The sequence below is a fragment of the Streptomyces sp. NRRL F-6492 genome (assembly GCF_001280125.1).
Taxonomy (GTDB): domain Bacteria; phylum Actinomycetota; class Actinomycetes; order Streptomycetales; family Streptomycetaceae; genus Streptomyces.
In genome coordinates this window covers 42,903-69,348 of the sequence record NZ_LGEG01000212.1, presented here as the reverse complement: position 1 = coordinate 69,348, position 26,446 = coordinate 42,903, and the positions used below count along the sequence as shown (strand labels likewise).

The 26,446-nt window shown below is 75.5% G+C and carries 24 protein-coding genes and 1 pseudogene; 11 read left to right on the top strand and 14 right to left on the bottom strand.

Translation table 11 applies throughout. From position 1 onward, the window contains the following. Positions 1–140: 140 nt before the first annotated feature. Positions 141–1,685 carry a hypothetical protein gene (locus ADL08_RS17155; protein ID WP_053643813.1) on the bottom strand — a complete coding sequence of 515 codons (1,545 nt, stop codon included), beginning with the start codon at positions 1,683–1,685 and terminating at the stop codon, positions 141–143. Between the two features lie 67 nt (positions 1,686–1,752). Next, positions 1,753–2,472, bottom strand: coding sequence for a GntR family transcriptional regulator (locus ADL08_RS17150; RefSeq protein WP_234352162.1), 720 nt, complete (start codon positions 2,470–2,472; stop codon positions 1,753–1,755). A gap of 241 nt (positions 2,473–2,713) precedes the next feature. On the opposite strand from ADL08_RS17150, the gene ADL08_RS17145 reads away from it, so the two are divergent. From ADL08_RS17145 to ADL08_RS17135, 3 genes are read left to right on the top strand one after another with little or no spacing between them, the layout of a single operon-like run. Beyond that, positions 2,714–3,484, top strand: a complete 771-nt coding sequence (locus tag ADL08_RS17145; RefSeq protein WP_053643810.1) for a LamB/YcsF family protein — start codon at positions 2,714–2,716, stop codon at positions 3,482–3,484. A 32-nt stretch (positions 3,485–3,516) separates the two neighbouring features. Beyond that, positions 3,517–4,164 carry a 5-oxoprolinase subunit PxpB gene (gene pxpB, locus ADL08_RS17140; protein ID WP_053643821.1) on the top strand — a complete coding sequence of 216 codons (648 nt, stop codon included), beginning with the start codon at positions 3,517–3,519 and terminating at the stop codon, positions 4,162–4,164. Continuing rightward, complete coding sequence (locus tag ADL08_RS17135) at positions 4,161–5,024, top strand: biotin-dependent carboxyltransferase family protein (RefSeq protein ID WP_053643809.1); 864 nt, start codon at positions 4,161–4,163, stop codon at positions 5,022–5,024. The genes pxpB and ADL08_RS17135 overlap by 4 nt, the downstream gene beginning before the upstream one ends. A gap of 99 nt (positions 5,025–5,123) precedes the next feature. On the opposite strand, the gene ADL08_RS17130 is transcribed toward ADL08_RS17135, so the two are convergent. The 4 genes from ADL08_RS17130 to ADL08_RS17115 all read right to left on the bottom strand — a co-directional run bounded on the left by ADL08_RS17130 (position 5,124) and on the right by ADL08_RS17115 (position 9,948). After that, the gene (locus ADL08_RS17130) at positions 5,124–6,326 is read right to left on the bottom strand and encodes a glycosyltransferase (protein WP_053643819.1); all 1,203 of its coding nucleotides are present in this window, start codon (positions 6,324–6,326) and stop codon (positions 5,124–5,126) included. A gap of 68 nt (positions 6,327–6,394) precedes the next feature. Next, positions 6,395–7,516, bottom strand: a complete 1,122-nt coding sequence (locus ADL08_RS17125; RefSeq protein ID WP_053643807.1) for a glycosyltransferase family 4 protein — start codon at positions 7,514–7,516, stop codon at positions 6,395–6,397. A gap of 360 nt (positions 7,517–7,876) precedes the next feature. Further along, positions 7,877–9,292 carry a hypothetical protein gene (locus ADL08_RS17120; protein ID WP_053643805.1) on the bottom strand — a complete coding sequence of 472 codons (1,416 nt, stop codon included), beginning with the start codon at positions 9,290–9,292 and terminating at the stop codon, positions 7,877–7,879. Between the two features lie 263 nt (positions 9,293–9,555). Then, complete coding sequence (locus ADL08_RS17115) at positions 9,556–9,948, bottom strand: ankyrin repeat domain-containing protein (protein WP_053643803.1); 393 nt, start codon at positions 9,946–9,948, stop codon at positions 9,556–9,558. Between the two features lie 310 nt (positions 9,949–10,258). On the opposite strand from ADL08_RS17115, the gene ADL08_RS17110 reads away from it, so the two are divergent. Then, positions 10,259–10,453: a hypothetical protein gene (locus ADL08_RS17110; protein ID WP_030215129.1), complete on the top strand. Its 195-nt coding sequence runs from the start codon at positions 10,259–10,261 to the stop codon at positions 10,451–10,453. Positions 10,454–10,490: 37 nt separating this feature from the next. Further along, positions 10,491–12,272: a hypothetical protein gene (locus tag ADL08_RS17105; protein WP_053643801.1), complete on the top strand. Its 1,782-nt coding sequence runs from the start codon at positions 10,491–10,493 to the stop codon at positions 12,270–12,272. Positions 12,273–12,370: 98 nt separating this feature from the next. Here the strand turns inward: ADL08_RS17105 and ADL08_RS17100 are convergent, their stop codons facing one another. Further along, entirely contained in the window at positions 12,371–13,873 is a 1,503-nt protein-coding gene (locus tag ADL08_RS17100) for a PLP-dependent aminotransferase family protein (RefSeq protein ID WP_107092047.1), read from the bottom strand. Positions 13,874–13,976: 103 nt separating this feature from the next. On the opposite strand from ADL08_RS17100, the pseudogene ADL08_RS17095 reads away from it, so the two are divergent. The 4 genes and pseudogenes from ADL08_RS17095 to ADL08_RS17080 form a co-directional block, all read left to right on the top strand. Beyond that, positions 13,977–14,663: pseudogene (locus tag ADL08_RS17095) on the top strand (YczE/YyaS/YitT family protein); the annotation flags it as partial. 152 nt (positions 14,664–14,815) lie between these two features. After that, on the top strand, positions 14,816–15,580 hold the full coding sequence (locus ADL08_RS17090; protein ID WP_053643797.1) for a glycerophosphodiester phosphodiesterase: 765 nt from the start codon (positions 14,816–14,818) through the stop codon (positions 15,578–15,580). A 73-nt stretch (positions 15,581–15,653) separates the two neighbouring features. Then, entirely contained in the window at positions 15,654–17,024 is a 1,371-nt protein-coding gene (locus ADL08_RS17085) for an MFS transporter (protein WP_053643795.1), read from the top strand. A 255-nt stretch (positions 17,025–17,279) separates the two neighbouring features. Beyond that, positions 17,280–17,654: an RNA polymerase-binding protein RbpA gene (locus ADL08_RS17080; RefSeq protein ID WP_026278069.1), complete on the top strand. Its 375-nt coding sequence runs from the start codon at positions 17,280–17,282 to the stop codon at positions 17,652–17,654. 98 nt (positions 17,655–17,752) lie between these two features. Here ADL08_RS17080 and fxsA read toward each other — a convergent pair whose 3' ends face one another. From fxsA to ADL08_RS17060, 4 genes are all read right to left on the bottom strand, one after another. Continuing rightward, positions 17,753–18,349: an FxsA family membrane protein gene (gene fxsA, locus ADL08_RS17075; protein ID WP_053643793.1), complete on the bottom strand. Its 597-nt coding sequence runs from the start codon at positions 18,347–18,349 to the stop codon at positions 17,753–17,755. 241 nt (positions 18,350–18,590) lie between these two features. After that, positions 18,591–19,367 (bottom strand): polyprenol monophosphomannose synthase, encoded by a 777-nt coding sequence (locus tag ADL08_RS17070; protein ID WP_053643791.1) that lies wholly within the window; start codon positions 19,365–19,367, stop codon positions 18,591–18,593. A gap of 428 nt (positions 19,368–19,795) precedes the next feature. Next, positions 19,796–21,439, bottom strand: a complete 1,644-nt coding sequence (locus ADL08_RS17065) for an amidohydrolase (protein WP_053643789.1) — start codon at positions 21,437–21,439, stop codon at positions 19,796–19,798. Positions 21,440–21,526: 87 nt separating this feature from the next. Then, the gene (locus tag ADL08_RS17060; protein WP_053643787.1) at positions 21,527–21,967 is read right to left on the bottom strand and encodes an Lrp/AsnC family transcriptional regulator; all 441 of its coding nucleotides are present in this window, start codon (positions 21,965–21,967) and stop codon (positions 21,527–21,529) included. A 227-nt stretch (positions 21,968–22,194) separates the two neighbouring features. On the opposite strand from ADL08_RS17060, the gene ADL08_RS17055 reads away from it, so the two are divergent. Then, positions 22,195–22,563: a hypothetical protein gene (locus tag ADL08_RS17055; RefSeq protein WP_053643785.1), complete on the top strand. Its 369-nt coding sequence runs from the start codon at positions 22,195–22,197 to the stop codon at positions 22,561–22,563. A gap of 267 nt (positions 22,564–22,830) precedes the next feature. Then, the gene (locus tag ADL08_RS17050) at positions 22,831–23,346 is read left to right on the top strand and encodes a hypothetical protein (RefSeq protein ID WP_053643783.1); all 516 of its coding nucleotides are present in this window, start codon (positions 22,831–22,833) and stop codon (positions 23,344–23,346) included. On the opposite strand, the gene ADL08_RS17045 is transcribed toward ADL08_RS17050, so the two are convergent. The 3 genes from ADL08_RS17045 to ADL08_RS17040 all read right to left on the bottom strand — a co-directional run bounded on the left by ADL08_RS17045 (position 23,309) and on the right by ADL08_RS17040 (position 26,205). Continuing rightward, entirely contained in the window at positions 23,309–24,481 is a 1,173-nt protein-coding gene (locus tag ADL08_RS17045; RefSeq protein WP_053643781.1) for an acyl-CoA dehydrogenase family protein, read from the bottom strand. The two genes, ADL08_RS17050 and ADL08_RS17045, sit on opposite strands and share 38 nt — an antisense overlap. 128 nt (positions 24,482–24,609) lie before the next feature. Continuing rightward, positions 24,610–24,759, bottom strand: coding sequence for an SCO1431 family membrane protein (locus ADL08_RS36685; protein WP_234352161.1), 150 nt, complete (start codon positions 24,757–24,759; stop codon positions 24,610–24,612). A 75-nt stretch (positions 24,760–24,834) separates the two neighbouring features. Continuing rightward, on the bottom strand, positions 24,835–26,205 hold the full coding sequence (locus tag ADL08_RS17040) for a peptidase C39 family protein (protein WP_053643779.1): 1,371 nt from the start codon (positions 26,203–26,205) through the stop codon (positions 24,835–24,837). Positions 26,206–26,446: the final 241 nt, after the last annotated feature.

Below are 26,446 nucleotides of genomic sequence, written 5' to 3'. Positions count from 1 at the left end.
GGTTCCAGGGAGGGCGGTCCCCGCCGGGGTCGCCGGGTCCAGCAGATCGGCCGGGGCGAGCAGGTCGGCCGGGTCGAGCGCATCGGCCGGGGCGGGGCCGGCCCCGTCGGTACAGGAGGTCGGGGCGGGGGGTACGAGGGTCACGTCGCCTCCGTGCGGTCGGCGGCCATGCCCGCCGCGTCGAGGAGTGCCGTACCGACGATGAGGTCGGCGCCTCCGAACTCGGGGTCGTCGAGCGGGGTGCCGTCGTCGACGGCGAAGAGCAGGCGCTCCTCGCCCTGGCGGTAGGCGGTGCCGACCGGGGGGCTCGCCGCGTGGACGGCGAGGAGGGCGACGAGGTACGGCAGGTCGGGGTCGGTCGCGCGGGCCTCGGCCAGCAGGCCGGAGAGGCGGCGCGGGGCGTCGTGCTCCAGGTCGAGCAGGCGCAGGGCCTGTCCGAGCTGCTCCTCGCTGAAGCGGGAGTCGTCCGGGGTGGCGATCAGGTCGGGCTCGGGCATCTCCGCGCCCAGGTGCTCGCGCTCGACGGGCGGGGTGAGCAGCAGGTCGACGAGGTCGCCGAGGCGGACGGAGGCGGGGGTGCGCAGTCCGGTGCCGTGGGCGAAGAAGGCGTCGGTGGCACGGGTGGCCTGCTCGACGGGGAGCGTGAGGAGCGGGGCGACCAGCTGCCCGTACAGGTCGAGGCCGGTGTACGCGGCGGGGGCGGCGAAGGCCTGGCGGTCCTGCTCGGCGCGGAAGAGCGGTCCGGCCTCCAGGAGGCGGGACTGGAGCTGGGTGTGGCGCCGGATGCAGTCCTTGACGATGTCGACGAGTTCGGCGGCGCGCCGCTTGTGCTCCGCCGTCTTCGCGTCGGTGGCGGCCTCGGCCTCGTCGCGCGCCCTGCGGATGTTGGTGAGGATCGCGTTCTCGTGGCGGTAGCGGTCGGCCACGTGGTCGAGCGCCTCGGCGATCATGTCGGGGACCGTCTGGAGCCAGTCGACGGCCCGGACGTTGCGCCGGGTGGCCTCCAGGGTCCTGCGGAGGGTCTCGGCATACTGCACGGTCCGGTACCGGGCCTGCTCGGCGGCGAGCTGCGCGTCGGCGAGGCGGCCCCGGTTGATGAGGACCTCCAGCTTCACCTCGGCGGCGATCTGGGCACTGGTGACGTCGGTGTCGAGGGCTCCGACCAGGACGTTGACCGCTTCGTCGGTGGTGCGGAGGTAGACCCCGCCCCCGTACCCCGGGACCTCCTCGACGAGTTTGAAGTCGTAGTCCCTGCGGACGTAGACGCCGTCGGTGCCGAAGGTGCCGTAGACGGCGCGGAAGCCGCGGTCGACGCTGCCGACGTTGATCAGGTTCTCCAGGACCCAGCGGGCCACGCGCTCGTGCTCGGCGGCGGGGCGGTCGGGGGCCTGGGCGGCGACGCGGGGCAGCAGGCGGGCGACCATCTGGTCGTGGTCGGCCCCGGTGTCGAAGTCCATGTTCAGGGTGATCAGGTCGATCGCGGCGAGGGCCACCTCGGCCATCGCGTAGACCGTGTACTCGCCGGCCAGGTTCGCCTTGCGGGCGTCGAGGTCGTGCAGCGGGGCGGTGCACGCGAGCGCGCGGAGCCGCCGCGCGAGCCCTTCGTCGGCGGCCGGGCCCTGCGCGGGCCGCGGCCCCGCGCTGAGCTGGGGCGGAGCGAGGTCCGTCGAGGCAGGCGAAGTCACGGTGCACAGATTAGGTCCTCACCCTGACAACGGTCGAAACAGTGCGGATGCGCCCGGACCCCCGGGGTCAGCGGCGGGCGCCCGGCGGGGTGCCCGCGGCCCGGCCGCAGGCGTCCGCGACCCGGGCGCGGGAGTCGTCGAGGTAGCGGGCGAGGAGGCGTTCCGCCGTGCCGGGCTCACCGGCGCGCAGGGCGCCCAGGATCTCCCGGTTCCGCGCGAGGAACGGCTCGTGGAGGGCGCGCGGGTCCGCCACGAGGTGGAGGGCGAGGCGGAGTTCGGCGAGGACGCCGCGCATCAGCTCGTCGGTGCGGGCGCTGCCCGCGAGGGCGACGAGCGCGCGGTGGAAGTGGATGTTGGCCGTGGAGACGCCGTTCCAGTCGCCGGCGCGGGCGGCGCTCTCGCCCGCCGCGACGGCGGCGGCGAGTCCGTCGAGGGCGAACGGCGGCCGTCCCAGGCCCCGGACGACGGCGCACTCGACGAGCCCGCGGACGCGGTAGATGTCGGCCACGTCGTCGGCGGCGAGGACGCGGACGAAGACGCCCCGGTTCAGCTCGTGGACGAGGAGGCGCTCGTGGGTGAGGAGGCGGAAGGCCTCCCGCAGGGTGTTGCGGGACACGCCGAGGGCGCCGCCGATGCCGTCCTCGGAGAGCCGGGTGCCGGGCGGGAAGCGGCCCTCGGCGATGCGGGTGCGCAGGATGTCCGCGACCCGTTCGGCCGTGCTCGTGCGTCCGAGCAGCGGGCGGTCGTCCGCCAGGCCCCCGGTCCCGTCCTCCGCCAGCCCCGTCACGGCGCTTCCTCCCTCTCGTCTCCTCGTCGTCGGCGCCGCCGGGTGTCCGGCCGCCGGTCCGACGGGTCCGAGCCGGTCCCGTCGAAGCGGACCGCGTCCAAGCCGACCGCACGGAAGTCAACCGCACGGAGGGGGCGGGACGACAGGATCATTGTCGGATCGTTCAACGATCCTCTAGGTTGAGAGCGTCCCACGGTCCCGCCGTGCCCGCGTGGGCACGCCCCCACCCCGCGAGGCGCAGATGAGCACGAACCGGGTGTCGATCGACCTCAACGCCGATCTCGGCGAGGGCTTCGGCCGCTGGACCCTGACCGACGACGAGGAACTCCTGTCCGTGGTCACCAGCGCCAACGTGGCCTGCGGCTTCCACGCCGGGGACGCGGCAACCATGCGGCGCGTGTGCGAGCTGGCCGCCGCGCGCGGGGTGCGGATCGGGGCGCAGGTGTCCTACCGGGACCTGGCCGGCTTCGGACGGCGGTCGATGGACGTCCCGGCGGCGGAGCTGGCCGCCGAGGTGGCGTACCAGATCGGCGCCCTGGAGGTCTTCGCGCGGGCCGCCGGCTCCCGGGTCGCGTACGTGAAGCCGCACGGCGCGCTCTACAACCGGGTGGTCGGGGACGGGGAGCAGGCGGCGGCGGTCGTCGAGGGCGTGCTGCTCGCGGACCGGACGCTGCCGGTCCTGGGGCTGCCCGGGTCCCGGCTGCACGAGGCCGCCGCGGCGGCCGGGCTCCCGGTCGTCCCCGAGGCCTTCGGCGACCGGGCCTACCGGGCGGACGGCTCCCTGCTGCCGCGCGGGCGGGAGGGGGCGGTCGTCACCGATCCCGCCGAGGTCGTGGAGCGGTCGCTGGCCCTGGCCCGGCTCGGGACGGTCACCGCGCACGACGGGACTCCCGTGGCCGTCCGGGCCCGGTCCCTCTGTCTGCACGGGGACACCCCGGGCGCGGTGGAGCTCGCCCGGCGGGTCCGGGAGGGCCTCGCGTCCTCCGGGGTGCGGGTGGAGGCCTTCGCGTGAACGGGAACGGGACGCCTTCCGCGGACGCACGCGTGCGCGTGCTGCGCGTGGGCGAGCGGGCGCTGCTCGTGGAGCTGGAGGGCGGCGCCGAGGCGGAGGCGTTCCACGCCGAGGTGCTGCGCCGGCGGGCGGCCGGCGCCCTCCCCGGCGTACGGGAGGTCGTGCCGGCGGCGCGGACCGTGCTGCTCGACGGGGTGACGGACCCGGACCGGCTCGCGGCCGAGCTGCCGGGGTGGGAGGTGGGGCCGCTCTCCGCGCGCGCGGGGCGGGTGGTGGAGGTGCCGGTCCGCTACGACGGGCCCGACCTGGCGGAGGTCGCCGCGTGCTGGGGCGTGTCCGTCGAGGAGGCGGTGCGGATCCACACGGCGGCCGAGTTCCGGGTCGCCTTCTGCGGGTTCGCGCCGGGCTTCGGCTATCTGACGGGGCTCGGCGAGCGGTACGAGGTCCCCCGGCGGGCCACTCCGCGCACCGCCGTCCCGGCCGGTTCGGTCGCCCTGGCCGGGCCGTACACGGGTGTGTACCCGCGCTCCTCCCCCGGCGGCTGGCAGCTGATCGGCACCACGGACCTGGTCCTCTGGGACACCGGTCGGGACCCGGCGGCGCTCCTCTCCCCCGGCACCCGGGTCCGGTTCACGGCGGAGCGTCCCGGAGGGGGTTCCCGGGCGGGGGGCGGGCGATGACGGGCAGGGCGGTCGCCGTGGTCCGGCCGGGGGCGCTGACCACCGTGCAGGACCTGGGGCGCCCCGGGTACGCGCACCTCGGCGTGGTCCGCTCGGGCGCGCTCGACCCGGCGGCCGCACGGCTCGTGAACCGGCTCGTGGGCAACGCGGAGGGGGCGGCGGTCCTGGAGACCACCGTCGACGGGTGCGCGGTGCGGCCCCGGTGCGCGGTGACCGTGGCGGTGGGCGGCGCGCCCTGCCCGGTCCGGGTGGACGGGCGCCCGGCCGCCTGGGGCACGGCGGTCCGGGTGGCGGCCGGGTCGGTGGTCGAGGTCGGGACGGCTTCGCGGGGGCTGCGGGCGTACGTGGCGTTCGGCGGCGGCATCGCGGTCGAGCCGGTGCTCGGCAGCCGCTCCACCGACCTGCTGTCCGGCCTCGGCCCGGCGCCCCTGACGCGGGGGACGGTCCTGCCGCTGGGCGCGGACGGGGCGGTACGGACGCCGGTCGACGCCCCTCCCTGGCCGGGGCCGCCGGACGTGCTCGTGCTGCGGGTCCGGCTCGGGCCCCGCGACGACCGGTTCACCCCCGGCGCCCTCCGCGCCCTCGCCACGCGCGCGTACCGGGTGTCCCCGGCGAGCAACCGGATCGGGCTGCGGCTCGAAGGACCGCCCCTGGAGCGGTCCGTGACCGGGGAACTGGCGAGCGAGGGCATGGTGCTCGGCGCGGTCCAGGTGCCGCCGGACGGGCGCCCGGTGGTCTTCCTCGCGGACCACCCGACGACCGGGGGCTACCCGGTGGTCGGGGTCGTCCGGGAGGCCGATCTGGGCGCGGCGGCCCAGGCGGTGCCGGGGACGGCGGTCCGGTTCGTACCGGTGCGGTGAACGGGCCGTCCGGCCCCTTCCTCGCGCGCGTGGCGCCCCCGTCGGCATCCACTCGCACATCGGCTCGCAGATCGCCCCTTCCTCGCGCGTGGCGCCCGGTCATCGGCGGGCGCCCTCCTGGGCGGGCGGCCCCGGGGCGGGGAGGGCGTCGTGGGCGCGGAGGAAGGCGGCGACGGAACGGTCCCAGGCGAAGCCCTCCGCACGCGCGCGTGCGGCCCGGCGGCGGACGGTCTCCGGGACCGCGAGGAGGCTCTGGACGCCGGAGGCGAAGGCCGCCGGGGTGTCGGCGGCGGCCACCCCGGCCGTGCCGACGACCTCCGGGAGGGCCGAGGAGGCGCTGACCACGACCGGGGTGCCGCAGGCGAGGGCTTCGAGGGCGGAGAGGCCGAACGTCTCGGCGGGTCCCGGCGCCAGACAGACGTCGGCCGCCGCCTGGAGGTCGGCCAGGTCTTCCCGGTCGGCGAGGTGCCCGGCGAAGCGCACCGGGAGGCGCCGCTCGCGCGCCCGCCGCTCCAGGGCGGCCCGCAGCGGCCCGTCGCCCGCGACGACGAGCGACGCCGGGATCCCCGCGCCGCGCAGCTCCTCCAGGGCGTCCAGGGCCGTGCCGGGCCGCTTCTCGACGGAGAGGCGCGAGCACAGCAGGAGCAGCACCCGCTCCCCGTCCGCGTACCGGGCCCGCGTCGCGGCGCTCCGGCGACCGGGCCGGCAGTGGTCCAGGTCCACGCCGAGCGGGGCCCGTACGACGTTGCGGGCCCCGGTCCGCACGAACTCGCGCTCCGCCCACTCCGTCGTGCAGACGATCCGCCCGAACGCCCAGGCGGTGCGGCGGTTGAGCCGGTCCGCCGTACGGGCCGCGAGGGCGGGCGGCACGCCCCAGGCGCGCAGGACCCCGTCCGCGGTCTCGTGGGAGACCATGACCGACGGCACGCGGGCGCGTCGCGCCCATTCGCCCGTCCACCGCAGGGTCGTGCGGTCCGAGACCTCGATCCGGTCGGGGGCGAGCTCGTCGAGGAGGCGGGCGACCCGGCGCCGGTCGGCGAGGACCCGGTAGCCGCCGGTGCCGGGCAGCACGGGGCCGGGGAGGGTGACGACCCGCCCCTGCGCGGTGCGGCGGTCGCCCGCGGCCTCGCCGGGGACGACGAGGACCGGCTCGTGACCGGCCGCCAGGTAGCCGCGGCCGAGCCGGTCGAGGGCGGTGCGGAGGCCGCCCGACGTGGGGGTCACGAAGTTGGCGAGCCGCACGATCCGGAGCCCGTCGCGACCGGCGCGTCCGCCCGTACGCGCGCCCGTGTCCGTACGCACGTCCGTGTCCGTACGCGCGCCCGTGTCCGTCTCTGTACGCGCGCCCGTGTCCGTCGTGCGGGTGCCGTTCACGCCGCCACCGCCGTCCGCTCGCGCAGGACCTCCCGGTAGTGGCCGATCAGTTGGTCGCCCAGGGCCTCCCAGGTGCGGTCCCCGACGGCGGCGCGGCCGGCCCGGCCCTGGGCGGCGCGCAGGTCCGGCGCGGCGGCGAGCGCGGTGACGGCGTCGCGCAGGGCGTCCGGGTCGCCCGGGGGCACGAGGAGTCCGGTGAGGCCGTGGTCGACCAGGTCCAGGGGCCCGCCGGCGGCCGGGGCGATCACCGGCACCCCGCTGGCCATGGCCTCCTGGACGGTCTGGCAGAAGGTCTCGTACGGGCCGGTGTGGGCGAAGACGTCCAGCGAGGCGAAGATCCGGGCGAGGTCGGCGCCGGTGCGGCGGCCCAGGAACCGGGCGCCCGGCAGGGCGGTGCGCAGGGCGGGCCCGCTCGGGCCGTCCCCGACGACCACGACCCGTACGCCGGGGAGCCCGCAGACCCCGGCGAGCAGGTCCACGCGCTTCTCGGGGGCGAGACGCCCCACGTAGCCGACGAGGAGTTCGCCGTTCGGGGCGAGGGCGCGGCGCAGGGCGGCGTCGCGCAGGCCGGGGCGGAAGCGGCGGGTGTCGACCCCGCGGCCCCAGAGCCGGACGCGGGCGACGCCGTGGGCCTCCAGGTCGCGCAGGGCGGCGGTGGACGGGGCGAGGGTGCGGTCGGCGGCACCGTGCACGGCGCGCAGGCGGCGCCAGGCGGTGCCTTCGCCGGTTCCCACGTACGTGCGCGCGTAGCCGGCGAGGTCCGTCTGGTAGACGGCGACGGCGGGGATGCCGAGCCGGGCGGCGGCCGTCATGCCGCGCACCCCGAGGACGAACGGTCCGGCCAGGTGGACGAGGTCGGCGCGGTGCGCGGCGATGGCCGCGGCGACCCGGCGGCTGGGCAGGGCGACCCGTACCTGCCGATAGCCGGGCAGGGGCAGGGAGGGCACCCGGACGACGGCGCAGGGTGCGTCGGCGTCCGCGGCCGGATCGGCGACGGCGGGGGCGATGACGAGCGGGGCGTGGCCCCGCCGGGCGAGGTGGCGCGCGGTCTGCAGGGCGCAGTGCGCCACACCGTTGACGTCGGGAGGGAAGGATTCGGTGACGATGACGACACGCATACGGGTGTTGTCGTCGCGCCCGGCGTGTCCCCGCCGAAGTGGATCTGGACGGGGAGGGAACGTCCGGTGAGCGTTTCCCCGCGGGGGCTTTCCGGGGGCCGCGGGGGGACCGGAACGCGTCAGCCGGAACGGCTCCCGCGTCCGGCGCTCCGGCTGAGCACCGGGCTCCGGCTCGGGACCGGGCTCCGGACTGAAACCGGCTGCGGGGCGGGCCCGCCCCGCAGCCCGGTGAGGGCGACGGCAAACGGGGCCGCGGTCGGAACCGCCGGCCGGCCGGAGCCGGACGCCGGGGCGGGCCGGATCGATCCGGACCGCCCCGCCCGCCCCCACACCCTCAGATCCCCGGAAGGGCCTCGGAGCTCAGACCTGCAGGTCCGGCCCTATCCGGTTGCGCACCGCCAGCTGGACCTCGACCTCCTCGGCCGGGTCGGCGGCGAGGCGGCGAAGGCGTTCGGCGACGCGGATGTCGCCGGTCTCGGCGTGCTGGGCCGCGACCTCGCGGGTGGTCTCCTCGCAGTCCCAGAGGCACTCGACGGCGAAGCCGGTCGCGAAGGCGGGGTCGGTGGCCGCGAGGGCGCGGGCCGTGCGGCCGCGCAGCTGGGAGGAGGCCGTCTCCCGGTAGACGTGGCGCAGCACGGGGGCCGCGCAGGTGATGCCGAGGCGTCCGGCGCCGTCGACGAGGCAGGCGAGTTCGGGGGCGTCGGGGCCCTGGGCCCGTACGGTTCCGCGCAGCGCGCCGAGGACGGAGGGGGAGTCCTCGGCGGTGCCGCGGCAGGCCAGTACCTCGGCGGCGGCGGCGCCGAGCGCGTCGGTGCGCCGGATCCACGCGCGGGCGCGGGCGACCGCGTCCTCGCCGTACATGCGCCGGTAGGCGGCGACGGCGGCCTCGGCGACCGCGCGGGAGCCGCCGTCGGCGGCGTGCTCGACGAGGTCGAGGACGGCGGGGTCCGCCGACTCGGCGAGGTGGTGGAGGGCGGCGCCCCGGGCCCCCTCCGCGCCGTCGCGGGCGGCGGCGAGGAGCTCGGGCCGGTCCTCGGGCCCGGCGACGGCGGTGAGGCAGCGGGCGGCGGGGCCGTAGAGGACGGCGCCGCGCTCGTATCCCTCCTGCGCCCAGTCGAGGACGGCGCGCACGCTCCAGCCGGGGCGGGGCCCGGTGGGACGCATCTGGCGCTGCCAGCGGTCGAAGGAGCCCTGCTCCATGGCGGCCCTGACGCGCGGGCCCACGGTGTCGCGCCGGTCCTCGGCCCACAGGCGCCAGGGCCGGGGCTCGAAGGCGTCGCGCACGGTGCGCGCCAGCTCGGCGTCGCCCTCCGCGCCGGCCGCGAAGCGGGCCAGTACGGGCGGGGCGAGCGCGCGGAGTCCGGCGTCGTCGTCGCGGAGGGCCAGCTCGTCCAGGGCCCAGGCCCAGTTGGTGCCGGTCGCGGCGTAGCGCCGGAGCAGCAGCAGGGCGTCCTGGCGTCCGTAGGAGGCGAGGTGGCCGAGGACGGCGAGCGCGAGCCCGGTCCTGGACTCCTCGGTGTCGAGGTGGTCCTCGGCGCCGAAGAGGTGCGCCTCGATCTCCTCCAGACCGCCGTGGAGGTCCAGGTAGAGACGGGCGTAGTAGAGGGAGCGGTTCTCGACCTGCCAGTCGTGGCGGGGGTCGTCGAGGACGCAGTGGTTCAGGGCCGCGAGGGCCTCGGCACGTGGCGCGGCGAGCGCGTGCAGGGTGCCGTCGCCGCGGCCCCGCTGCAACAGGCCGAGCAGGGTGCCGCTCGGCGCTATGACTGGATCGAACATGGGGAGACGCCTCACATCAAGCTGTCGACACGACCGGGGGATGCCGGGATGACCGGGATGAACCGGGTCAGGCGGTACATCGGTGTACGCCTAGGTCGTGCGGCGACATGTCGGGCCGCTCGTCGTCCTGCGCTTGCCAGTGATCATCTTCCTCTGCCTCTCGTCGGTGGCCCGTTCTGCCGGGTCCGACGTCATGATGACCCACCCATTTCGCCACCGCGACCACATTTACGACGCCGCCTCACCTGGGGTTCAGCGCCCGTTCACCGGGTTCCGAAGAGTTCCAGGAGTTCGGCCTTGCCGAACATCCGGGCGGTGTCGACGGCGGACGGAGTCCCGGACTCCGGATTCGCGCCGCCGGCGAGGAGCGCACGGATCACGTCGCCCTGGCCCTTGAAGACGGCTCCGGCGAGCGGGGTCTGGCCGCGGTCGTTGGCGCGGTCGGCGTCGGCGCCCCGCTCCAGGAGGGCGGAGACCGCGGCGACGTGGCCGTGGTAGGCGGCGAGCATGACGAGGGAGTCGCCCCGGTCGTTGGTGAGGTTCGCGGGCACGCCCGCGTCGACGTAGGCGGCGAGGGCGTCGGCGTCCCCCGTGCGCGCGAGGTCGAAGACCTTGGACGCCAGCTCGATGACCTCGGGGTCGGGAGTCTCGCTCATCGGGTGGACCGCCTCTCTCCTACGGTGTCGGGCCGCGCACGGCGAGCGCGGCCGTACGGGTGAATCGACAGGGTACTGCCCGTTCGGGGACATGACCCTGTGCAACCGAGGCAAAGATCACGGCGTCCCGTTCCTCCCCGATCCGCCTTTAGCGCACCCCGGGCGTTTCGCCACCCGGCCGTGCGTCCGCCGTCCGCCGGTCAAGTGAAATCGCCAGTTTTTCACTCCAATGCACCTTTAGTCGCATAGATACTTGCCGTGAACCTGGAAGAACTCGTGGTGACTGTCCCCTCAACCAGGAGAACACCCAATGATCCTGTCCATCTCAGGCGTGGTCCTGCTCGGCATCATCTGCTTCCTGTTCTTCAAGAAGGACGGACTCAAGGCCTCCCACGCCCTCGTCTGCTCGCTGTTCGGCTTCTACCTCGCGGGCACCGCCATCGCCCCGAGCATCACGGCGGGCGGGCAGAGCCTCGCCGGTCTCCTGGGCGGGATCAAGTTCTGACGCCCCTCAGCCCCTTCCACCACTTCAGGAGTACGACGTGGCCCGGCGACCACTCCCCCGCATTCTGAGCAGCGGCAGCGCGCAGATCGCCCGCAGTCGAGAGATCGCGCGCACGGCCGCCGACAGCGCCACCGATGTGCTCCATCCGCTGATCGTGGTCTCCCGCGGTCTGCGGAAGCTGGCCGCGTCCGCGCGCGCCAAGTGGGCCGCGACCCCCAAGGAGCGGCGTGGTCCCACGCTGTTCCTGGTCGCGGCCTGCGTCCTGGTCGTCGCCCTCCTGCCGTACGGGCCGCTCCTCGCGCTCGTCACGCTCATGGGCGCCGCCGCGTGGAAGGGGCGCGAGCGTCCGGTCGCCAAGACCGGCCCCGACGAGGCGGAGACCGCCCGCCTCAAGGGTCTGTACGAGGCGCTCGTGCCGTACTTCTCCGTCCCCGAGGACCCCTCCCCGCTCTTCTCCCACGGGGGCGACTGGAGCGGAGCCTTCGGGGAGTACGCCTTCGACGAGGACGGGCGCCCCACCCGGCTGCGGATCGCGTACCCCCCGTACTTCGCGGACGGCGATCCGGCCGCGCGCGCCCGGATCGAGCAGCTGCTGCACGCCAAGTCGGGGCGCGGCCGCGAGTACCGCTTCGACTGGGACGAGGAGGACAACCGGCTCGTCCTGAGCGTGCTGCCCGCCCTGTCCACCGCCGTCGCCGCCCAGCGCTTCGTCACCGTGCCGGGCGAGACCGTCCTCGGCTTCACCGACGCCGACGCCGTGCAGCGGACCGTGCCGGTGGTCGCCGCGGACGGCACGGAGGACGCCCCGGCCGTGGTCTGGCGCACCGGCCCCCGCTCCACCGAGCCGCACCTGCTGGCCGTGGGCCGGCCGGGCAGCGGCACCACCTCCCTGCTGCGCTCGATCGCGCTCCAGGCGCTCCCCCACGGCGACGTCCTGATCGTCGAGGGCGGCGGCACCGGCGAGTACGCGTGCCTGACCGGCCGGACCGGGGTCCTCGCCGTCGAGTGCGGGCTCTCCGGCGCCCTGACGAGCCTGGAGTGGGCGGCGCACGAGACCGAGCGGCGCCTGATCGCCACGAACCAGGCCCGGCAGGCCGGCCTGCCCGCGCCGGAGGACACCCGGCGTCCGCTGTGGATCCTGCTCGACCGGCCGAGCGTCCTCGGTCACCTGGCCGCCGCCGAAGGCCGCCCCGACCCGCAGGAGCTGCTCCGGGTGCCGCTGCGGCACGGACGGGCGGCGCAGGTCACGGTGGTGGTGGCCGAGCAGTTCGACACCATGGACATGCTGAGCGAGGCGGTACGGAGCCACACCCCGGCCCGGATCGTCCTCGGTCCCGCCGCGCCCGGCCAGATCGAGGCCGTCCTCGGCGTCCGGCCGCACACCACGCCGACGCCCGACGTCCCCGCGGGCCGCGGCTACGCGCGCCTGGGCACCGGCCCGGTGCTGCGGCTCCAGGTGCCGGCGACGCCCGACCCGTACGACGACGCGACGAGCGACGCGCACCGGCAGGCGGTCCTGGACCTCCTCCCGGAGCGGAGCCCGGCGTCAGGGGCCGCGATCGCGGCCCCCGCCCCGGCCCCCGCCACCGTCGTGATGGAGAAGGTCCCCGTCTCCGTGCCGGACACGACGGCCGGGAGGGTCTCCGTCCCCGTGCCCGACCCGGCGGCCGGAAAGGTCCCCGTCTCCGCCGCCGACGCGGTGGTCGAGAAGGTCCCCGTCACCACGACCGTCACCGCCTCCGCCCCCGTCGTCACCCCCGACCCGGCCCCGGCGCCCGCCCCGGCGCCGCTGCACGCACCGGTCCCGGCCGAGGGCTGAGCGCCGGGTACGGCGGAGGGGCGGGTACGGACACCACGGTCCGTACCCGCCCCTCCGCACGTCCCGGAGGACACCGGCGCGCGGCGCCCCCGGAGGGGCTACGCCACGAACGACCGCGGCGGCTCCGTCCCCCCGCCCGCCGCTCCCGACTCGACGAGACGGGCCGCGGCGGCGAGCCGGACGGCCGCCTCGTCCGCGACCGGGCCGCCGACCGTGAAGGGCAGCCGGACGAAGCCCTCGAAGGCGCCGTCGACGCCGAAGCGCGGGCCGGACGGCACCCGGATGCCGACCCGCTCGCCCACCTCGGCCAGCCGGGAGCCGGAGAGGCCGCCGGTGCGCACCCAGAGGGTCAGGCCGCCGCGCGGGACCGTGAACTCCCACTCCGGGAGGTCCCTGCGGACCGCGGCCACCAGCGCGTCCCGGTTCTCCCTGGCCTGTTCGCACCGCAGGCCCACGGCCTCCTCCCAGCCCCCCGTCCGCATGAGCCAGTTCACGCCGAGCTGCTCCAGGACGGGGGTGCCGAGGTCCGCGTACGCGCGGGCGGCCACCAGGGAGCGGATGACGTCGGGCGCGGCCCGGACCCAGCCGATGCGCATGCCCGCCCAGAAGGCCTTGCTGGCCGAACCGACCGTCAGGACGGTGGAGCCGGCCGGGTCGAAGGCGCAGACCGGCCGGGGCATCTCCAGGTCGTCGTCGAGGCGCAGCTCGGCCATGGTCTCGTCGACGACGAGCACCGTGCCGGCCGAGCGGGCCGCCTCCACCAGCTGCCGCCGCTGGTCCTCGTCCGCGAGCGCGCCGGTCGGGTTGTGGAAGTCGGCGACGACGTACGCGAGACGGGGCGCCGCGTCCCGCAGCACCTGGCGCCAGCGGCCCAGGTCCCAGCTGCCGAGGCCCTCGGACATGGCGACGGGCACGAGCCGGGCCCCGGCCTCGCGCATCAGCTGGAGGATGTTGGCGTACGAGGGCGACTCGACGGCGACGCGCTCGCCGCGCCCGGCGAAGAGGTGGCAGATCGCGTCCATGGCGCCCATGGCGCCGGTCGTGACCATGATCTGCTCGGGCATGGTGGGGATGCCGCGGGCGGTGTACCGGTCGGCGAGCGTCTGCCGCAGCGCGGGCAGGCCCGCCGGGTAGTCCCCGTGCGTGTGGGCGTACGGCGGCAGCTCCTCCAGGGCGCCCTGGAAGCCCCGGGACAGCCAGGGCTCGGGGGCGGGGAGGGCCGCGCAGCCCAGGTCGATCATCGAGCCGAGGGCCTCGGGCGGCAGCGGTTCGAGGCCGCGCGCGGGCAGCGGGTTCCCGGCGGGGACGGCGGTCCAGCTGCCGGCGCCGCGCCGCGACTCCAGGAAGCCCTCGGCGCGGAGCGCCTCGTAGGCCGCGGCCACCGTCGTCCGGCTGACGGCGAGCGCGAGGGCGAGCTCCCGCTCGGCGGGCAGCCGGGCGGCGACCGGGACGCGGCCCTCCAGGACGAGCAGGCGGATGCCGTCGGCGAGGGCGCGGTAGGCGGGCGGCTTGCGGGTGCCGGGCCCGGCGGGCCGCGGCTGCTGTGCCTGGAGCTGCCGGGCGAGCTGTGCCGGTCCCACCGCCGAAGTCCACTGCGCCATCGAAATCAGTCCACCTTCCCCGAATTGGCCATGGTTGGCCTTCGATCCCCTGCCACAGAGTGACACGAGTCAGTCCACTATCACCACCCTGGAGGGCAGCACCTTGTCCATCGCCTCCGGCCTCCGCGGCCGGCACCTCACCCGTCGACTGGTCCAGCTGTACGGGGGACTGACGCTGTACGGCGTCAGCTCGGCGCTGCTCGTGCGCAGCGCGCTCGGCCTGGAGCCCTGGGGCGTCCTCCACCAGGGCCTCGCCGGGAGGACCGGGCTGACGATCGGCGCGGTGTCGATCGTGGTGGGGGCGGTGGTGCTGCTGCTGTGGATCCCGATCCGCCAGCGGCCGGGGCTCGGCACGGTGTCCAACGTCTTCGTGATCGGTCTGGCGATGGACGGCACCCTGGCCCTGGTCCCGGACGCCGACGGCCTGGCCGTGCGGGTGCCGCTGCTCGCGCTCGGGATCGTGCTCAACGGGGTCGCGACCGGTCTGTACATCGCGGCGCGGTTCGGCCCCGGCCCGCGTGACGGCCTGATGACCGGTCTGCACCGGCTCACCGGCCGCTCCGTCCGCCTGGTGCGGACGGCCCTCGAAGTGGCCGTGGTGGCGACCGGCTTCCTGCTCGGCGGCTCGGTGGGGATCGGCACGGTCCTCTATGCCCTCTCGATCGGCCCGCTGGCCCAGTTCTTCCTGCGCCGCTTCGCGGTCCCGGAGCGGGAGGGCGGCATCACGGTGGCCTCTTCCGGACCCGCCCCGGGCCTCCGCCCGGCCGATGGGCCCGGCCCGGCCGAGGACTCCCACCCGGCCGAGGACCCCCGTCCCGCCGAAGGCCCCCGTCAGGCCGAGGACCCCCGTCCCGCCGAGGGCTCCGGGGACGCCGGTCCCGCGACGGCCGCCCGTCCCCCGGCGGTCGCCCCCGGGACACCGGAACAGGCCATACTGCGGCGGTGACTCGCGTACGCCACCCCTATCTCGACCACCCCGCCCCCCTTCCGTTCGCCCACCGCGGCGGCACGGCGAACGGCCTGGAGAACACCGCGGCCGCCTTCCGCCGGGCCGCCGCGGCGGGCTACCGCTACTTCGAGACCGACGTCCACACGACGTCCGACGGCGCGCTCGTCGCCTTCCACGACGCGACCCTGGACCGGGTGACGGACGCCTCGGGGCGGATCCGCGACCTGCCGTGGGAGGCGGTGCGCGAGGCCCGGGTGGCGGGCCGGGAGCCGCTGCCGCTCTTCGCCGACCTCCTGGAGGAGTTCCCGGAGGCCCGCTGGAACGTGGACCTCAAGGCGGAGTCGGCCCTGGTCCCGCTGATCGACCTGATCCGCAGGACCGGCGCCTGGGACCGGGTCTGCGTGGGCTCCTTCACCGAGGCCCGGCTGGCCCGGGCCCAGCGCCTGGCCGGTCCGCGGCTCGCCACCTCGTACGGGGTGCGCGGGGTGGTCGGGCTGCGGCTGCGCTCCCTGGGCGTCCCGGCCGCGCTGCGGGCCGGGGCGGTGGCGGCGCAGGTCCCGGAGCGCCAGGGCGGGATCCCGGTGGTCGACCGGCGGTTCGTCCGGGAGGCGCACGCGCGCGGGCTCCAGGTCCACGTGTGGACCGTGAACGATCCGGCCCGGATGACCTCTCTCCTCGACCTGGGGGTGGATGGCATCATGACCGATCACCTGGAGACGCTGCGCTCGGTGCTGACCGAGCGGGGCGCGTGGAGTTGAGCGCGCGCCCGGGCGGCCCGGGGGCGGACCGCAAGGGGCACGGGCCCACGGGGACGAACGAGGGGGCGCGGCCGTGACCGCTGACACCACCGAGCCGGAGGAGCACGCCGCCGGTCCCGCCGGGCGGCGGCGCGAACAGCGGGGCTGGTACTTCTACGACTTCGCGTGCTCGGTGTACTCGACGAGCGTGCTCACCGTCTTCCTCGGCCCGTACCTGACCTCGGTGGCGCGGGCGGCGGCCGACCCGGAGGGGTTCGTCCATCCGCTGGGCATACCCGTGCGGGCGGGCTCGCTCTTCGCGTACGCCGTGTCCGCCTCGCTCGTGGTCGCGGTGCTCGCGATGCCGCTGGCGGGCGCGGCGGCCGACCGGACGGGCCGGAAGAAGCCGCTGCTCGCGGCGGCCGCGTACCTGGGGGCGGCGGCCACGGCCGGGATGTTCTTCCTGGACGGCGACCGCTATCTCCTGGGCGCCTTCCTGCTGATCGTGGCGAACGCCTCGCTCTCGGTCTCGATGGCGCTCTACAACGCCTATCTGCCGCAGATCTCGACGCCGGACGAGCGGGACGCGGTCTCCTCGCGCGGCTGGGCCTTCGGCTACACGTCCGGCGCGCTGGTCCTCGTCCTGAACCTGGTCCTCTACTCGGGCCACGACTCCTTCGGCCTCACCGAGGGGGAGGCGGTCCGGATCTGCCTGGCCTCGGCCGGCGTGTGGTGGGGCGCGTTCACGCTCGTGCCGCTGCGGCTGCTGCGCGACCGGCGGATCCCCCCGGAGGGGCGGGAGCGGATCGGCGAGGGCGCGGTCGGCAGCGGCTGGCGCCAGCTGCGGGCGACCCTGAAGGACATGCGCCGCCACCCGCTGACGCTCTCCTTCCTGCTCGCCTACCTGGTCTACAACGACGGCGTGCAGACGGTGATCTCACAGGCCTCGCTGTACGGCTCGGAGGAGCTGGGCCTGGACCAGACGACGCTCATCACGGCGGTCCTGCTCGTCCAGGTGCTCGCGGTGGCGGGGGCCCTCGGCATGGGGCGGCTCGCCCGGTCGCACGGCGCCAAGCGGACGATCCTGGGCTCGCTGGCGGTCTGGACCCTGATCCTGGGAGCGGCCTACGCCCTGCCGGCCGACGCGCCCGTGTTCTTCTACCTCCTGGCGGCAGCGATCGGCCTGGTCCTGGGCGGCAGCCAGGCGCTGTCGCGCTCGCTGTTCTCGCACCTGGTGCCGCGCGGCAAGGAGGCGGAGTACTTCTCGGCGTACGAGATGAGCGACCGGGGGCTCAGCTGGCTGGGTCCGCTCGTGTTCGGTCTCGCGTATCAGCTGACCGGAAGCTATCGGGATGCCATCATCTCCCTGTTGATCTTCTTCATCGTCGGCTTCGTCCTGCTCGCCAGGGTCCCGGTGCGACGCGCGGCCGAGGCCGCGGGAAACCCGGTGCCGGAGCGTATTTAGACGTGGCGGTGAAAGGGCGGTAGTGTACGCGTTTGGCCTGCCAGGCGGACCGTTACTGCGTGCTGCTTTGGTGAAGACACCACGTCACACCTGCCGTCAGATGTGACAAAACGGGCACTGGTGGGTACAACAAGGGGCGGCACGACGGGCGACGCATGACCCGGCACGGGAATCTTTACCGCCGACCGGACGTTGACCGGATAACGACGACAGCGACATCTGTCCTGTGGGCGACAAGCCCGGGAGGCACGATTCATGAGTGAGCGAGCTCTTCGCGGCACGCGCCTCGTGGTGACGAGCTACGAGACCGACCGCGGCATCGATCTGGCCCCGCGCCAGGCGGTGGAGTACGCATGCGAGAAGGGACATCGCTTTGAGATGCCCTTCTCGGTAGAGGCGGAGATTCCGCCGGAGTGGGAGTGCAAGGTCTGCGGAAGCCAGGCACTCCTGGTGGACGGAGACGGTCCCGAGGAGAAGAAGGGCAAGCCTGCGCGTACGCACTGGGACATGCTCATGGAGCGGCGCACCCGCGAGGAGCTGGAGGAGGTCCTCGCCGAGAGGCTGGCCGTCCTGCGCTCCGGCGCCATGAACATCGCCGTGCATCCGCGCGACAGCCGCAAGTCCGCCTAGCGGACCGCCGGACGATCAACGCCGCGGGGCCCGGTACACGAAGGTGTGTACCGGGCCCCGCGGCGTTTCCGCGTGCGCCGCTCCGGGCGGCCCCGGGGTCAGGGGGTCAGGGGCGGGCGGGGGCCGTCGGCCCCGTACGGGCTCCGGGGGGCGTCCTCGCGGACGACCTCGCCCTGGACCACCTTCCCGTCCGGGCGGCGGATGCGGGCCTGCTGGAAGGCGTCCTGGAGGCCTCCGTGGGGCGCGGCGGCCATCCGGCGCTCGACCGCCCTCTCCGCGCGCCGTCCGAGGAACGAGCGGACCGGGGGGATCAGCAGGAGCAGACCGGCAACGTCGGAGACCAGGCCGGGGAGCATCAGGAGCAGACCGCCCAGCATCAGGAAGCCGTTGCGGTCCTCCGCGCCGGTCCGCTCCGGCGCGGAGGGCACCCCGCCGGTCCGCGCGGCCTCCTGGGCCTGCTGGAAGGTCGAGGTCAGGTTCCGGAAGGCGCGGCGGCCGGCCCGCTTGACGACGACGGTGCCGAGCACGGCACCGACGACGAGCAGGGCGAGGACGGTCAGTCCGCCCGTCGCGCCCGCCACCACCGTGAGCAGCCAGATCTCCAGGACCAGCCAGGCGGCGAGGCCGAGCGGAAGGAACGTGCGCGCGCGGGAGCGCTTCGCGGGGGCGGGAGAGGGCGGTACGCCGGTCGTCATGGTCCCCAGTGTGCCTGGAGCCCCGCCGGAACGGCGTAAGGGGAAGATCAGGACGCCCGGGCCGGTGACCGGCGCCCCCGGGCCGCGGACCTGCGCGTACGGACCGCGGAGCAGCGCTTACGCACCGGGGAGCAGGCCGTACGCACCGGGAAGCGGCGCGTACGGGTCGGAGACCGGCGCGTACGGGTCGGGAAGCGGCGCGTACGGACCGGAGACCGGCGCGTACGGACCGGGGAAGGGGTCAGGAGGGCTTGCGGCCGAGCCGCTTGCCGACCTTCTCCGCGCGCGCCGTCAGGCCCCAGCCGGTGACCCGCCACAGCGCCTCGACGAGGATGTCGCGGCTCATCTTCGAGTCGCCGACCTCCCGCTCCACGAACGTGATCGGGACCTCGACGACGTGGTAGCCCGCGGCGACCGCGCGGCGGGCCAGGTCGACCTGGAAGCAGTACCCGGCCGAGGCCACGTCCTCCAGGCCCAGGCCCTCCAGGGTCTCCTTGCGGAAGGCCCGGTAGCCGCCGGTGACGTCGCGGATCGGCACGTCGAGCATCACGCGCGAGTAGAGGCTGCCGCCCCGGGAGATGAACTCGCGGGACTTCGGCCAGTTCACGATCCGGCCGCCCGGCACCCAGCGGGAGCCGAGCACCAGGTCCGCGCCCTTGAGGGCGGTGAGCAGCCGGGGAAGCTCCTCGGGCTGGTGGGAGCCGTCGGCGTCCATCTCGACGAGGACGCCGTAGCCGTGCTCGATGCCCCACCGGAAGCCGGCGAGGTAGGCGGCGCCGAGCCCCTCCTTGCCCTTGCGGTGCAGGACGTGCACGTGGTCGTCGTCGGCGGCGAGCTCGTCCGCGAACTTGCCCGTGCCGTCGGGGCTGTTGTCGTCGGCGACGAGCACGTGCGCGTCGGGTACGGCTTCCCGCACCCGCGCGACGATCGGCTTGATGTTGTCCGCCTCGTTGTAGGTCGGAATGATCACCAAGGCCTTGCCGAGCGGGCCGTAACGCCTCTGGCCACCGTCGTTCACTGCTGCCCCTTCGGATACAAACACAGGCCCCCACCATAGCGAGGTCCCCGGGATGCTCCGGCGCGGCGGGTCGGGTGGGGCGGGTGACGTGCGGCGCGGGGCCCGTCGTCCTTCGGTCCGGCCCGGGATCCGCCGGCTGCGGGTCGATCGGGAGCCGTTGTCTACTGAACGTCCGGGCCCCACCCTGGTCGCACCTTCCGCCGGGGCCCTCCCCTGGCGGCCGAGGCGCGGGCGGCGTTCGGCTGACGCGCGGGGCGCGATCCGGTCGGACGTCCTGTGGTGGACGCGGAGAACCTACCCGCCCCCGACGGGCGGCTGTCAATAGCCGCCCGACCTGCGGTTGCTTCCCGAAAGGCCAGGTCGGAGGGGAAGAGCGCAGGTCGGGGAGAAGCGTGCGGAGCGGTGTCCGGCGGGGAGGAGCCCCTCCGTCACACGTCCGGCTGTACGAACACCGTCCGTCCGTGCACCACCGTGCGCAGGCAGACGGGGAGGTCGGTGCCGGGCGTCAGGTCGGGCAGGCCGGGCGTGCCGGAGCGCGGGTCGGTGGACCAGCGGGCGACCCGGTCGTCGGGCGCCTGGACGACGAGCTCCTCGGTGCGCCAGACCGCGTAGTCGGCGGGGGCGCCGGGGACGAGCGTCCCGGCGTCGTCGCGGCCGACGGCCCGCCAGCCGCCCCGGGTGTGGGCGGTGAAGGCGGCGCGGGCGGAGATCCGGTGCCCGGGGGTGCGGTGGAAGGCGGCGGCCCGGACGGTGCCCCAGGGGTCGAGCGGGGTGACGGGGCTGTCGGAGCCGAAGGCCAGCGGCACGCCGGCGCGCAGCAGGGCCGCGTACGGGTTGAGGGTGCGGGCCCGGTCGGCGCCGAGCCGGTCGGCGTACATGCCCTCCTCGCCGCCCCAGAGCGCGTCGAAGGCGGGCTGGACGGAGGCGGTGAGGCCCAGCTCCGCGAAGGCGGCGATCGTCTCGGGGGTGAGCATCTCGACGTGCTCGACCCGGTGCCGGGCGGCCCGGATCCGGGCGAGGCCCAGCTTCTCGGCGGCGGCCGCGAAGCCCTCGACGACCGCGGTGACGGCGGCGTCCCCGATGGCGTGGAAGCCGGCCTGGAGCCCCGCCTCGGTGCAGGCGACGACGTGGAGGGCGACGGCGGTCGCGTCCAGGTGGGCGGCGCCGGTGTGGCCGGTGTCGGCGTGGTCGGCGTACGGCTCGTGGAGGCAGGCTGTGTGGGAGCCGAGGGAGCCGTCGGCGAAGAGGTCGCCGGCGGCGCCGAGCGCGCCGAGGTCCCGCGCCCGCTCCACGTCGAGGTCGGCCCAGTAGCCGACGATCCGGGGCCCGGCCTCCTCGCGCGCGAGGTCGAGCAGTCCGGTGAAGTCCTCCTCGGAGGAGATCCGCGGGCCGCCGCACTCGTGCAGGGTGCCGATGCCGAGGGAGGCGGCCCGGGCGCGGGCGGCGCGCTGCGCCTCGGTGCGCTGGCGGGCGGACACGGCGCCGAAGGCGGCGGCGCGCACGGCGTGGTGGGCGTCGCCCGTGAGCGGCCGCAGGCCGTCGTGGAAGCCGTCCAGGTCCCGGACGCCGGGCACCAGGTCGAGCATGGCGGTGGTGACGACGGCCGAGTGGACGTCGATCCGCGTCAGGTAGAGCGGGCGGCCGCCGGTGAGCCCGTCGAGCTCCTCGCGGGTGGGCGGGCGGCGCTCGGGCCAGCGGGAGGCGTCCCAGCCGTGGCCGATGAGGACCCGGTCCTCGGGGCGGGCGGCGGCGTGGGCCCGGATCCGGTCCGCCGCCTCGGCGAGCGAGGCGGCGGAGGAGAGGTCCAGGCCGGTGAGGGCGAATCCGGTGGCGGTGGTGTGCACGTGCGCGTCGACGAACGCCGGGGTGACGAGCGCGCCCTCCAGGTCGACCACCTCGTCCACGCCGGACGCGAAGGCGTCGGCCGCGCCCTCCGACCCCACCCAGGCGACGTGCCCGCGCTCCACCACCATGGCGGTGGCGAAGGGGTCGGCGGGGCTGTGGACTTCTCCACCGCGCAGCAGCACGGTGCGGTGTTCGCCGGGAGACGCGGCAGGCGTGGACTCACTCATGCCACCAGGCTAGGACCTGGGGGGACCCGGTTTGTCCGGCAGGTCCCCCGGTGGGTCTCCACGGCTCCGCCGATGGGTGCCGGCGGGTCAGACGCGCGGGGGCCGGGCCTCGTACGGGGTGGACAGGACGACCGTCGTACGGCTGGACACGCCGGCCTGGGAGCGGATGCGGCTGAGCAGGTGCTCCAGCTCCAGCGGGGTGGCGACCCGGACCTTGAGGATGTAGTTCTCCTCGCCCGCGACGCTGTGGCAGGCCTCGATCTCGGGGATGTCGGCGAGCCGGTCGGGGGTGTCGTCGGGGGCGCTGGGGTCGAAGGGTTTGACCGAGATGAAGGCGGTCAGCGGCAGGCCCACGGCCTCCGGGTCGACGACGGCGGCATAGCCGCGGATGACACCGCGCTGCTCCAGACGGCGGACGCGCTGATGCACGGCCGACGTGGACAGGCCGGTGGCCTTGCCCAGGTCGGTGTAGCTCATGCGCCCGTCCTTGACGAGCAAATCCACGATCTGACGATCCAGCTCCTCCATGCGGTGACCCTAGTGCTCCGGAGAGGCCGGGGCACAGCCCGGGGCGACCTCTTATGGGGCGCTATGCGCCGTCACGAGGCACCTGCGACGGGCATGTGACGAACGCCACAGGTTTGCGCCCGGCTCGGGACGCCGCCTCACGGTTATGCGGAGTTCCGCATGGGAAGTGGTTGCTGTGGTCGAAGGCCGCACAGATCCGGCCGACCCACCCGAGGGGGAGATTCTCCATGCAGGAGCCTGTTGATTCGGTCGACACGTCCGACGAGCTCGACGCGTACGACACCTTTGAGATGTTCCGGGTCGTCTGCCCGGAGTGCGTGCAGCCCATCGCACTGCTCGCGGACGAGGACGTGCTGCCGGAGCACGCGCTCTGCCCCACGCCGTGGAACCCCTTCGTCCTCACGGTGTGCCCGGGCACGGGTCTCGCGGCCTCCGCGGCGCGCCCGGCCGACGACACCCTGGAGGTCCAGGAGCAGGACACCGCGCTGCTCCTGACGCTGCCCCGGGGACTCGACTGGCGCACGCAGCCCTTCTCGCACGTCGGCGGCCCGGGCTCGCGCCCGATCCGGGTGCCGCAGATGCGCCGCGCGGCCTGAGGCCGCGCGGCACCGGACGTCCTTCCCGTGCCGCGCCGTGGCGCGGTACGGGAAACCCGGCCGTCGGACGGTGTGTCGCCTCCGGCCGGGTACCGGGCGAACTGCCGCTCGAATCCGCCCGGCGGTGACCCCGGACCACCGGAGCGCGTTGGTCCGGGCATGACCACGCTGCACACGACTCCCAGCGGTTACGGTCGGCACCGGCAGGCCGAGCCGCGCATTGAAGAATCGGTTCCTCAATCGGCCGCGGCACCGGCGACCACAGCCGTGTCCGCCCCCGTTCCCCTGCCCGTACCGGCACAGGCGCAGCCCGAGGCGGAGGCGGGTGCCCGGACGGAGACGCAGGTCCGGCCCCCGGCGCAGGCCCCGGTCCAGTCGCGCGTCCGGCCCGAAGTCCGGGCCGAGCTCCAGGCCCCGTCGCGCGTCCAGCCCCAGGCCCGCGTACGGTCCCAGGCCCAGCCCCCGGCTCCGGTCCCGGTCCCGGCCCCGGTCGGGCCTCCTCTTCCGGCCGGTCCGCCGGTCACGATCACCACCCCCGTTCCGGTCGACGCCCCGGTCCCGCTCGCCGCCCAGGCCCCGGTCCCCGTCGCCCTTCCCGCCCCCGCTCCCGTCCCGGCGCACCCGCCCATCTACCAGGACGTGCTCTCCCTCTGGGCGAGCCAGGGCCGCACCCTGCCCGGCCACCGCGACCAGGAGTGGGCCCGGCTCGCCGCGGGGCCCGTCTGGGCGGACCGGACCGTCCGCGTCAGCGGGACTCTGGTCCGACCAGGTGACGGGCGATGACCACCCGCTGGATCTGATTGGTCCCCTCGACGATCTGGAGCATCTTGGCCTCGCGCAGATAGCGCTCCACCGGGAAGTCCGCCGTGTAGCCGTACCCGCCGAGCACCTGCACCGCGTCCGTCGTGACCCGCATCGCCGCGTCCGTGCAGAAGAGCTTGGCCATCGCCGCGCACCGCCCGAAGGGCCGCCCCTCGTCCCGTAGCCGCGCCGCCTCCAGGTACAGCGCCCGGCCCGCCTCGACCTGGGTCGCCATGTCGGCGAGGAGGAAGCGGAGCCCCTGGAAGTCGGCGATCGGACGGCCGAACTGGCGGCGCTCCCCGGCGTACCCGACGGCCTCGTCCAGGGCGGCCTGCGCGAGCCCCACGGCGCAGGCGGCGATGCCGAGCCGCCCCGAGTCCAGGGCGTCGAGCGCGATCGCGAAGCCCTGCCCCTCCCCGCCGAGCCGCCGCGCGTCGGGGACCCGTACGCCGTCGAAGCGCAGTTGCGCGGTGGGCGAGCCGCTCATGCCCATCTTCCGCTCGGGCGGGTCCGCGTCCAGGCCCGGCGCGTCCCCGGGGACCAGGAAGGCCGTGACGCCGCGTGCGCCCGGGCCGCCGGTGCGGGCCATGACCGTATGGAAGTCGGCGATCCCGCCGTGCGTGATCCACGCCTTGGTGCCGTCGATCGTCCACCCGTCGCCCTCGCGGACGGCCCGGGTCCGCAGCGCCGCCGCGTCCGAACCGGCGGAGGGTTCGGAGAGGCAGTACGCGCCGAGGAGACCGCCGCCCAGCATGGCGGGCAGGTGCGCGGCCCGCTGCTCCTCGGTGCCGAAGCCGGCGAGCGCGTGACAGGAGAGGGTGTGGACGCTGACGCCGAGGCCGACGGTGAGCCGGGCCGCGGCGAGCTCCTCCAGGACCTGGAGGTACACCTCGTACGGCTGGCCTCCCCCGCCGTGCGCGGGGTCGTAGGGCAGCCCGAGGAGACCGGAGCGGGAGAGCAGGACGAACAGCTCGCGGGGGAAGCGCCCGGCGGCCTCCTCGGCCGCGGCGGACGGGACGATCTCTCGCCGGGCGACGTCGCGCACCAGGGCGAGCAGTTCACGGGCCTCGTCGGTGGGCAGTCGGCGCTCCACGCCGTCCGCGGGGGTGTCGGGCACGGCCGGACGCTCCTCCCTGCCGGGCGCGGGCGGGTCGCACGCGGGATGCCGGGGTCGCGGGGAGTATGCCCGCCCGGCGGCCCCGGATCACACGGCCGCCGGGGTGAAGAGGGTGGAGAAGGGGGACGTCACATGAGGCCGGCCCGGGTGACGAGCACGGCGAGCAGCACGACCAGGGTCCAGCCCAGGACGTGCTCAAGGAGCTTGGGGCCGTCGTCGTCCCGGGGACCGCCGGTGCGGGCGCGGACGAGGGCGGGGCTGTGGGTGGTGGAGGTCATGGCGACCACCATGCGCCACGGGGGCGGCCCGGGGGTAGAGACGTCCGTCACGTCCCCCCGGACCGCACCGCCGCGTCAGAGGACGCCGAGGGCCGCGAGGGCCTTGTGCCGGGCGGCCGAGAGGCGGTCGGGGAAGTAGAGGTAGCAGACCCCTCCTGTGCCGGACGCCACTTTTCCGCTCGCGTTGTACCGCTTGGTGCGGAGCCAGATGTTCTCCCACTCGCGCCGCCGGTAGACCCGGCGGACGGCCTCGTTGCCGGGCGAGGCGGGGTCGTTGGCGACGACGTCGCCGTCCGGGGTGAAGCCGACGACGGTCATCAGGTGGCCCGAGGTGCCGTACCCGGCGCCGGTCAGCTCCTCCTCGAGGAAGGACTGCGAGGTGATGACCGGGATGCCGGCCCGGACCAGGCCCTCCAGCTCGGTGAGCGAGCGCAGCCGGGTGACCACGGCGTTCATGCCGGGGTAGGTGGCGGCGTAGGCGGCGTTGAAGGGCCAGTTGCCGCAGCCCTCGTACTGGTTGTCGTAGGTGAAGCGGGCCGCGTGGCAGACCTGGGGGTCGGCGAAGGCCGGGTCCACCCAGGCCAGGTCCTCCGCCGAGGGCCGGCGCCCCCAGTACTCGACGACCATCTGGGAGGAGGTCGGACTGCACCAGGCCTCGCCGCCGTTGTCGTACTCGGGGTACTGCCCGACGTGGGTGTTCTGCGAGTAGCGGGGCACGGCCAGCTCGCGGGCGGGGCCGGGCGCGGAGGCCGGGACGGTGAAGCGGTCCGGGACGTCCGAGGCCATGGCGCCGATCCGCCACACCGTGGGGGTGAGGCCGCTGCCCGGTGCGCGGTACAGGGTCAGGCGCAGCCGGTACGCGCGCAGCCGCAGTCCGCTCGCCGGGTCGTCGATCGCGAAGGTGTCGGTCCAGACGCTGCTCCTGCCGTCGGTCTGGTCGTCGACCGAGGTGCGCCGGATGTCCTGCTCCCCGTCGCCGGAGGTCCAGCGGCCCAGGACGTACCAGGGCGTGGCCGTGGAGTCGGAGTACGTGCCGGAGAGCTCGACCTGGATCCAGGTGCCGGGGGGCGTGCGGGCGTTCCAGGAGGCGATGACCTCGGTGGCGGGCACGGTGGAGGTGTGGACGGGCGAGGTCCAGCTCGCGTACTCCCAGGAGGAGGTCCGTCCGGTGTGCGGGTCGGTGTGGTCGGCGCGGCCGGCGGGCCGGGCGAGGACCAGGCCCGGCCGGTCGCCGGGGACCGCCTTCGTGCCGTCGGCGGTGCCGCGGCGCCAGTCCGTGTACGAGGACCAGAAGCGGTTGTCGACGACGCCGGCCGCGGGGGCGTGCCCCCGGCGGACGGCGCCGGGGGCGCCGGAGGCGACGGCGGGAACGGCGGTGGCGGCCGTTCCCGCGGCGGCCGCGAGCGCCGCGGCGAGGAGGGTTCTGCGCGGGGTGGAGCTGGTCATGGGCGGTGACCCCCAGTCGAGAACGGTGGGCGCACGGACACGTGCCGGGGTACGGACGTGCCGGGGTGCGGGTGGGGCGGGATGCGGGTGGGGCCGGGTGCGGATAGGGCCGGATGCGGATGGGGCCGGATGCGGATGGGGCGGGATGCGGGTGTGCCGTCGTACGGACGGGGCGCCCTACGGACGTGTCGGAGTGCGGATCTGTCGGCGTACGGGGTTGTCGGCGTACGGGACGGTCGGT

What these genes read in the sequence shown, in the direction of transcription:
- ADL08_RS17145 (WP_053643810.1), top strand. Translation starts at nt 2,714, where the DNA reads ATGAGCACGAACCGGGTGTCGATCGACCTCAACGCCGATCTCGGCGAG.
- ADL08_RS36685 (WP_234352161.1), bottom strand. Translation starts at nt 24,759, where the DNA reads ATGACCTCCACCACCCACAGCCCCGCCCTCGTCCGCGCCCGCACCGGC.
- ADL08_RS17055 (WP_053643785.1), top strand. Translation starts at nt 22,195, where the DNA reads ATGCAGGAGCCTGTTGATTCGGTCGACACGTCCGACGAGCTCGACGCG.
- ADL08_RS17080 (WP_026278069.1), top strand. Translation starts at nt 17,280, where the DNA reads ATGAGTGAGCGAGCTCTTCGCGGCACGCGCCTCGTGGTGACGAGCTAC.
- ADL08_RS17110 (WP_030215129.1), top strand. Translation starts at nt 10,259, where the DNA reads ATGATCCTGTCCATCTCAGGCGTGGTCCTGCTCGGCATCATCTGCTTC.
- ADL08_RS17060 (WP_053643787.1), bottom strand. Translation starts at nt 21,967, where the DNA reads ATGGAGGAGCTGGATCGTCAGATCGTGGATTTGCTCGTCAAGGACGGG.
- fxsA (WP_053643793.1), bottom strand. Translation starts at nt 18,349, where the DNA reads ATGACGACCGGCGTACCGCCCTCTCCCGCCCCCGCGAAGCGCTCCCGC.
- ADL08_RS17065 (WP_053643789.1), bottom strand. Translation starts at nt 21,439, where the DNA reads ATGAGTGAGTCCACGCCTGCCGCGTCTCCCGGCGAACACCGCACCGTG.
- ADL08_RS17125 (WP_053643807.1), bottom strand. Translation starts at nt 7,516, where the DNA reads ATGCGTGTCGTCATCGTCACCGAATCCTTCCCTCCCGACGTCAACGGT.
- ADL08_RS17040 (WP_053643779.1), bottom strand. Translation starts at nt 26,205, where the DNA reads ATGACCAGCTCCACCCCGCGCAGAACCCTCCTCGCCGCGGCGCTCGCG.
- ADL08_RS17115 (WP_053643803.1), bottom strand. Translation starts at nt 9,948, where the DNA reads ATGAGCGAGACTCCCGACCCCGAGGTCATCGAGCTGGCGTCCAAGGTC.
- ADL08_RS17120 (WP_053643805.1), bottom strand. Translation starts at nt 9,292, where the DNA reads ATGTTCGATCCAGTCATAGCGCCGAGCGGCACCCTGCTCGGCCTGTTG.
- ADL08_RS17100 (WP_107092047.1), bottom strand. Translation starts at nt 13,873, where the DNA reads ATGGCGCAGTGGACTTCGGCGGTGGGACCGGCACAGCTCGCCCGGCAG.
- ADL08_RS17135 (WP_053643809.1), top strand. Translation starts at nt 4,161, where the DNA reads ATGACGGGCAGGGCGGTCGCCGTGGTCCGGCCGGGGGCGCTGACCACC.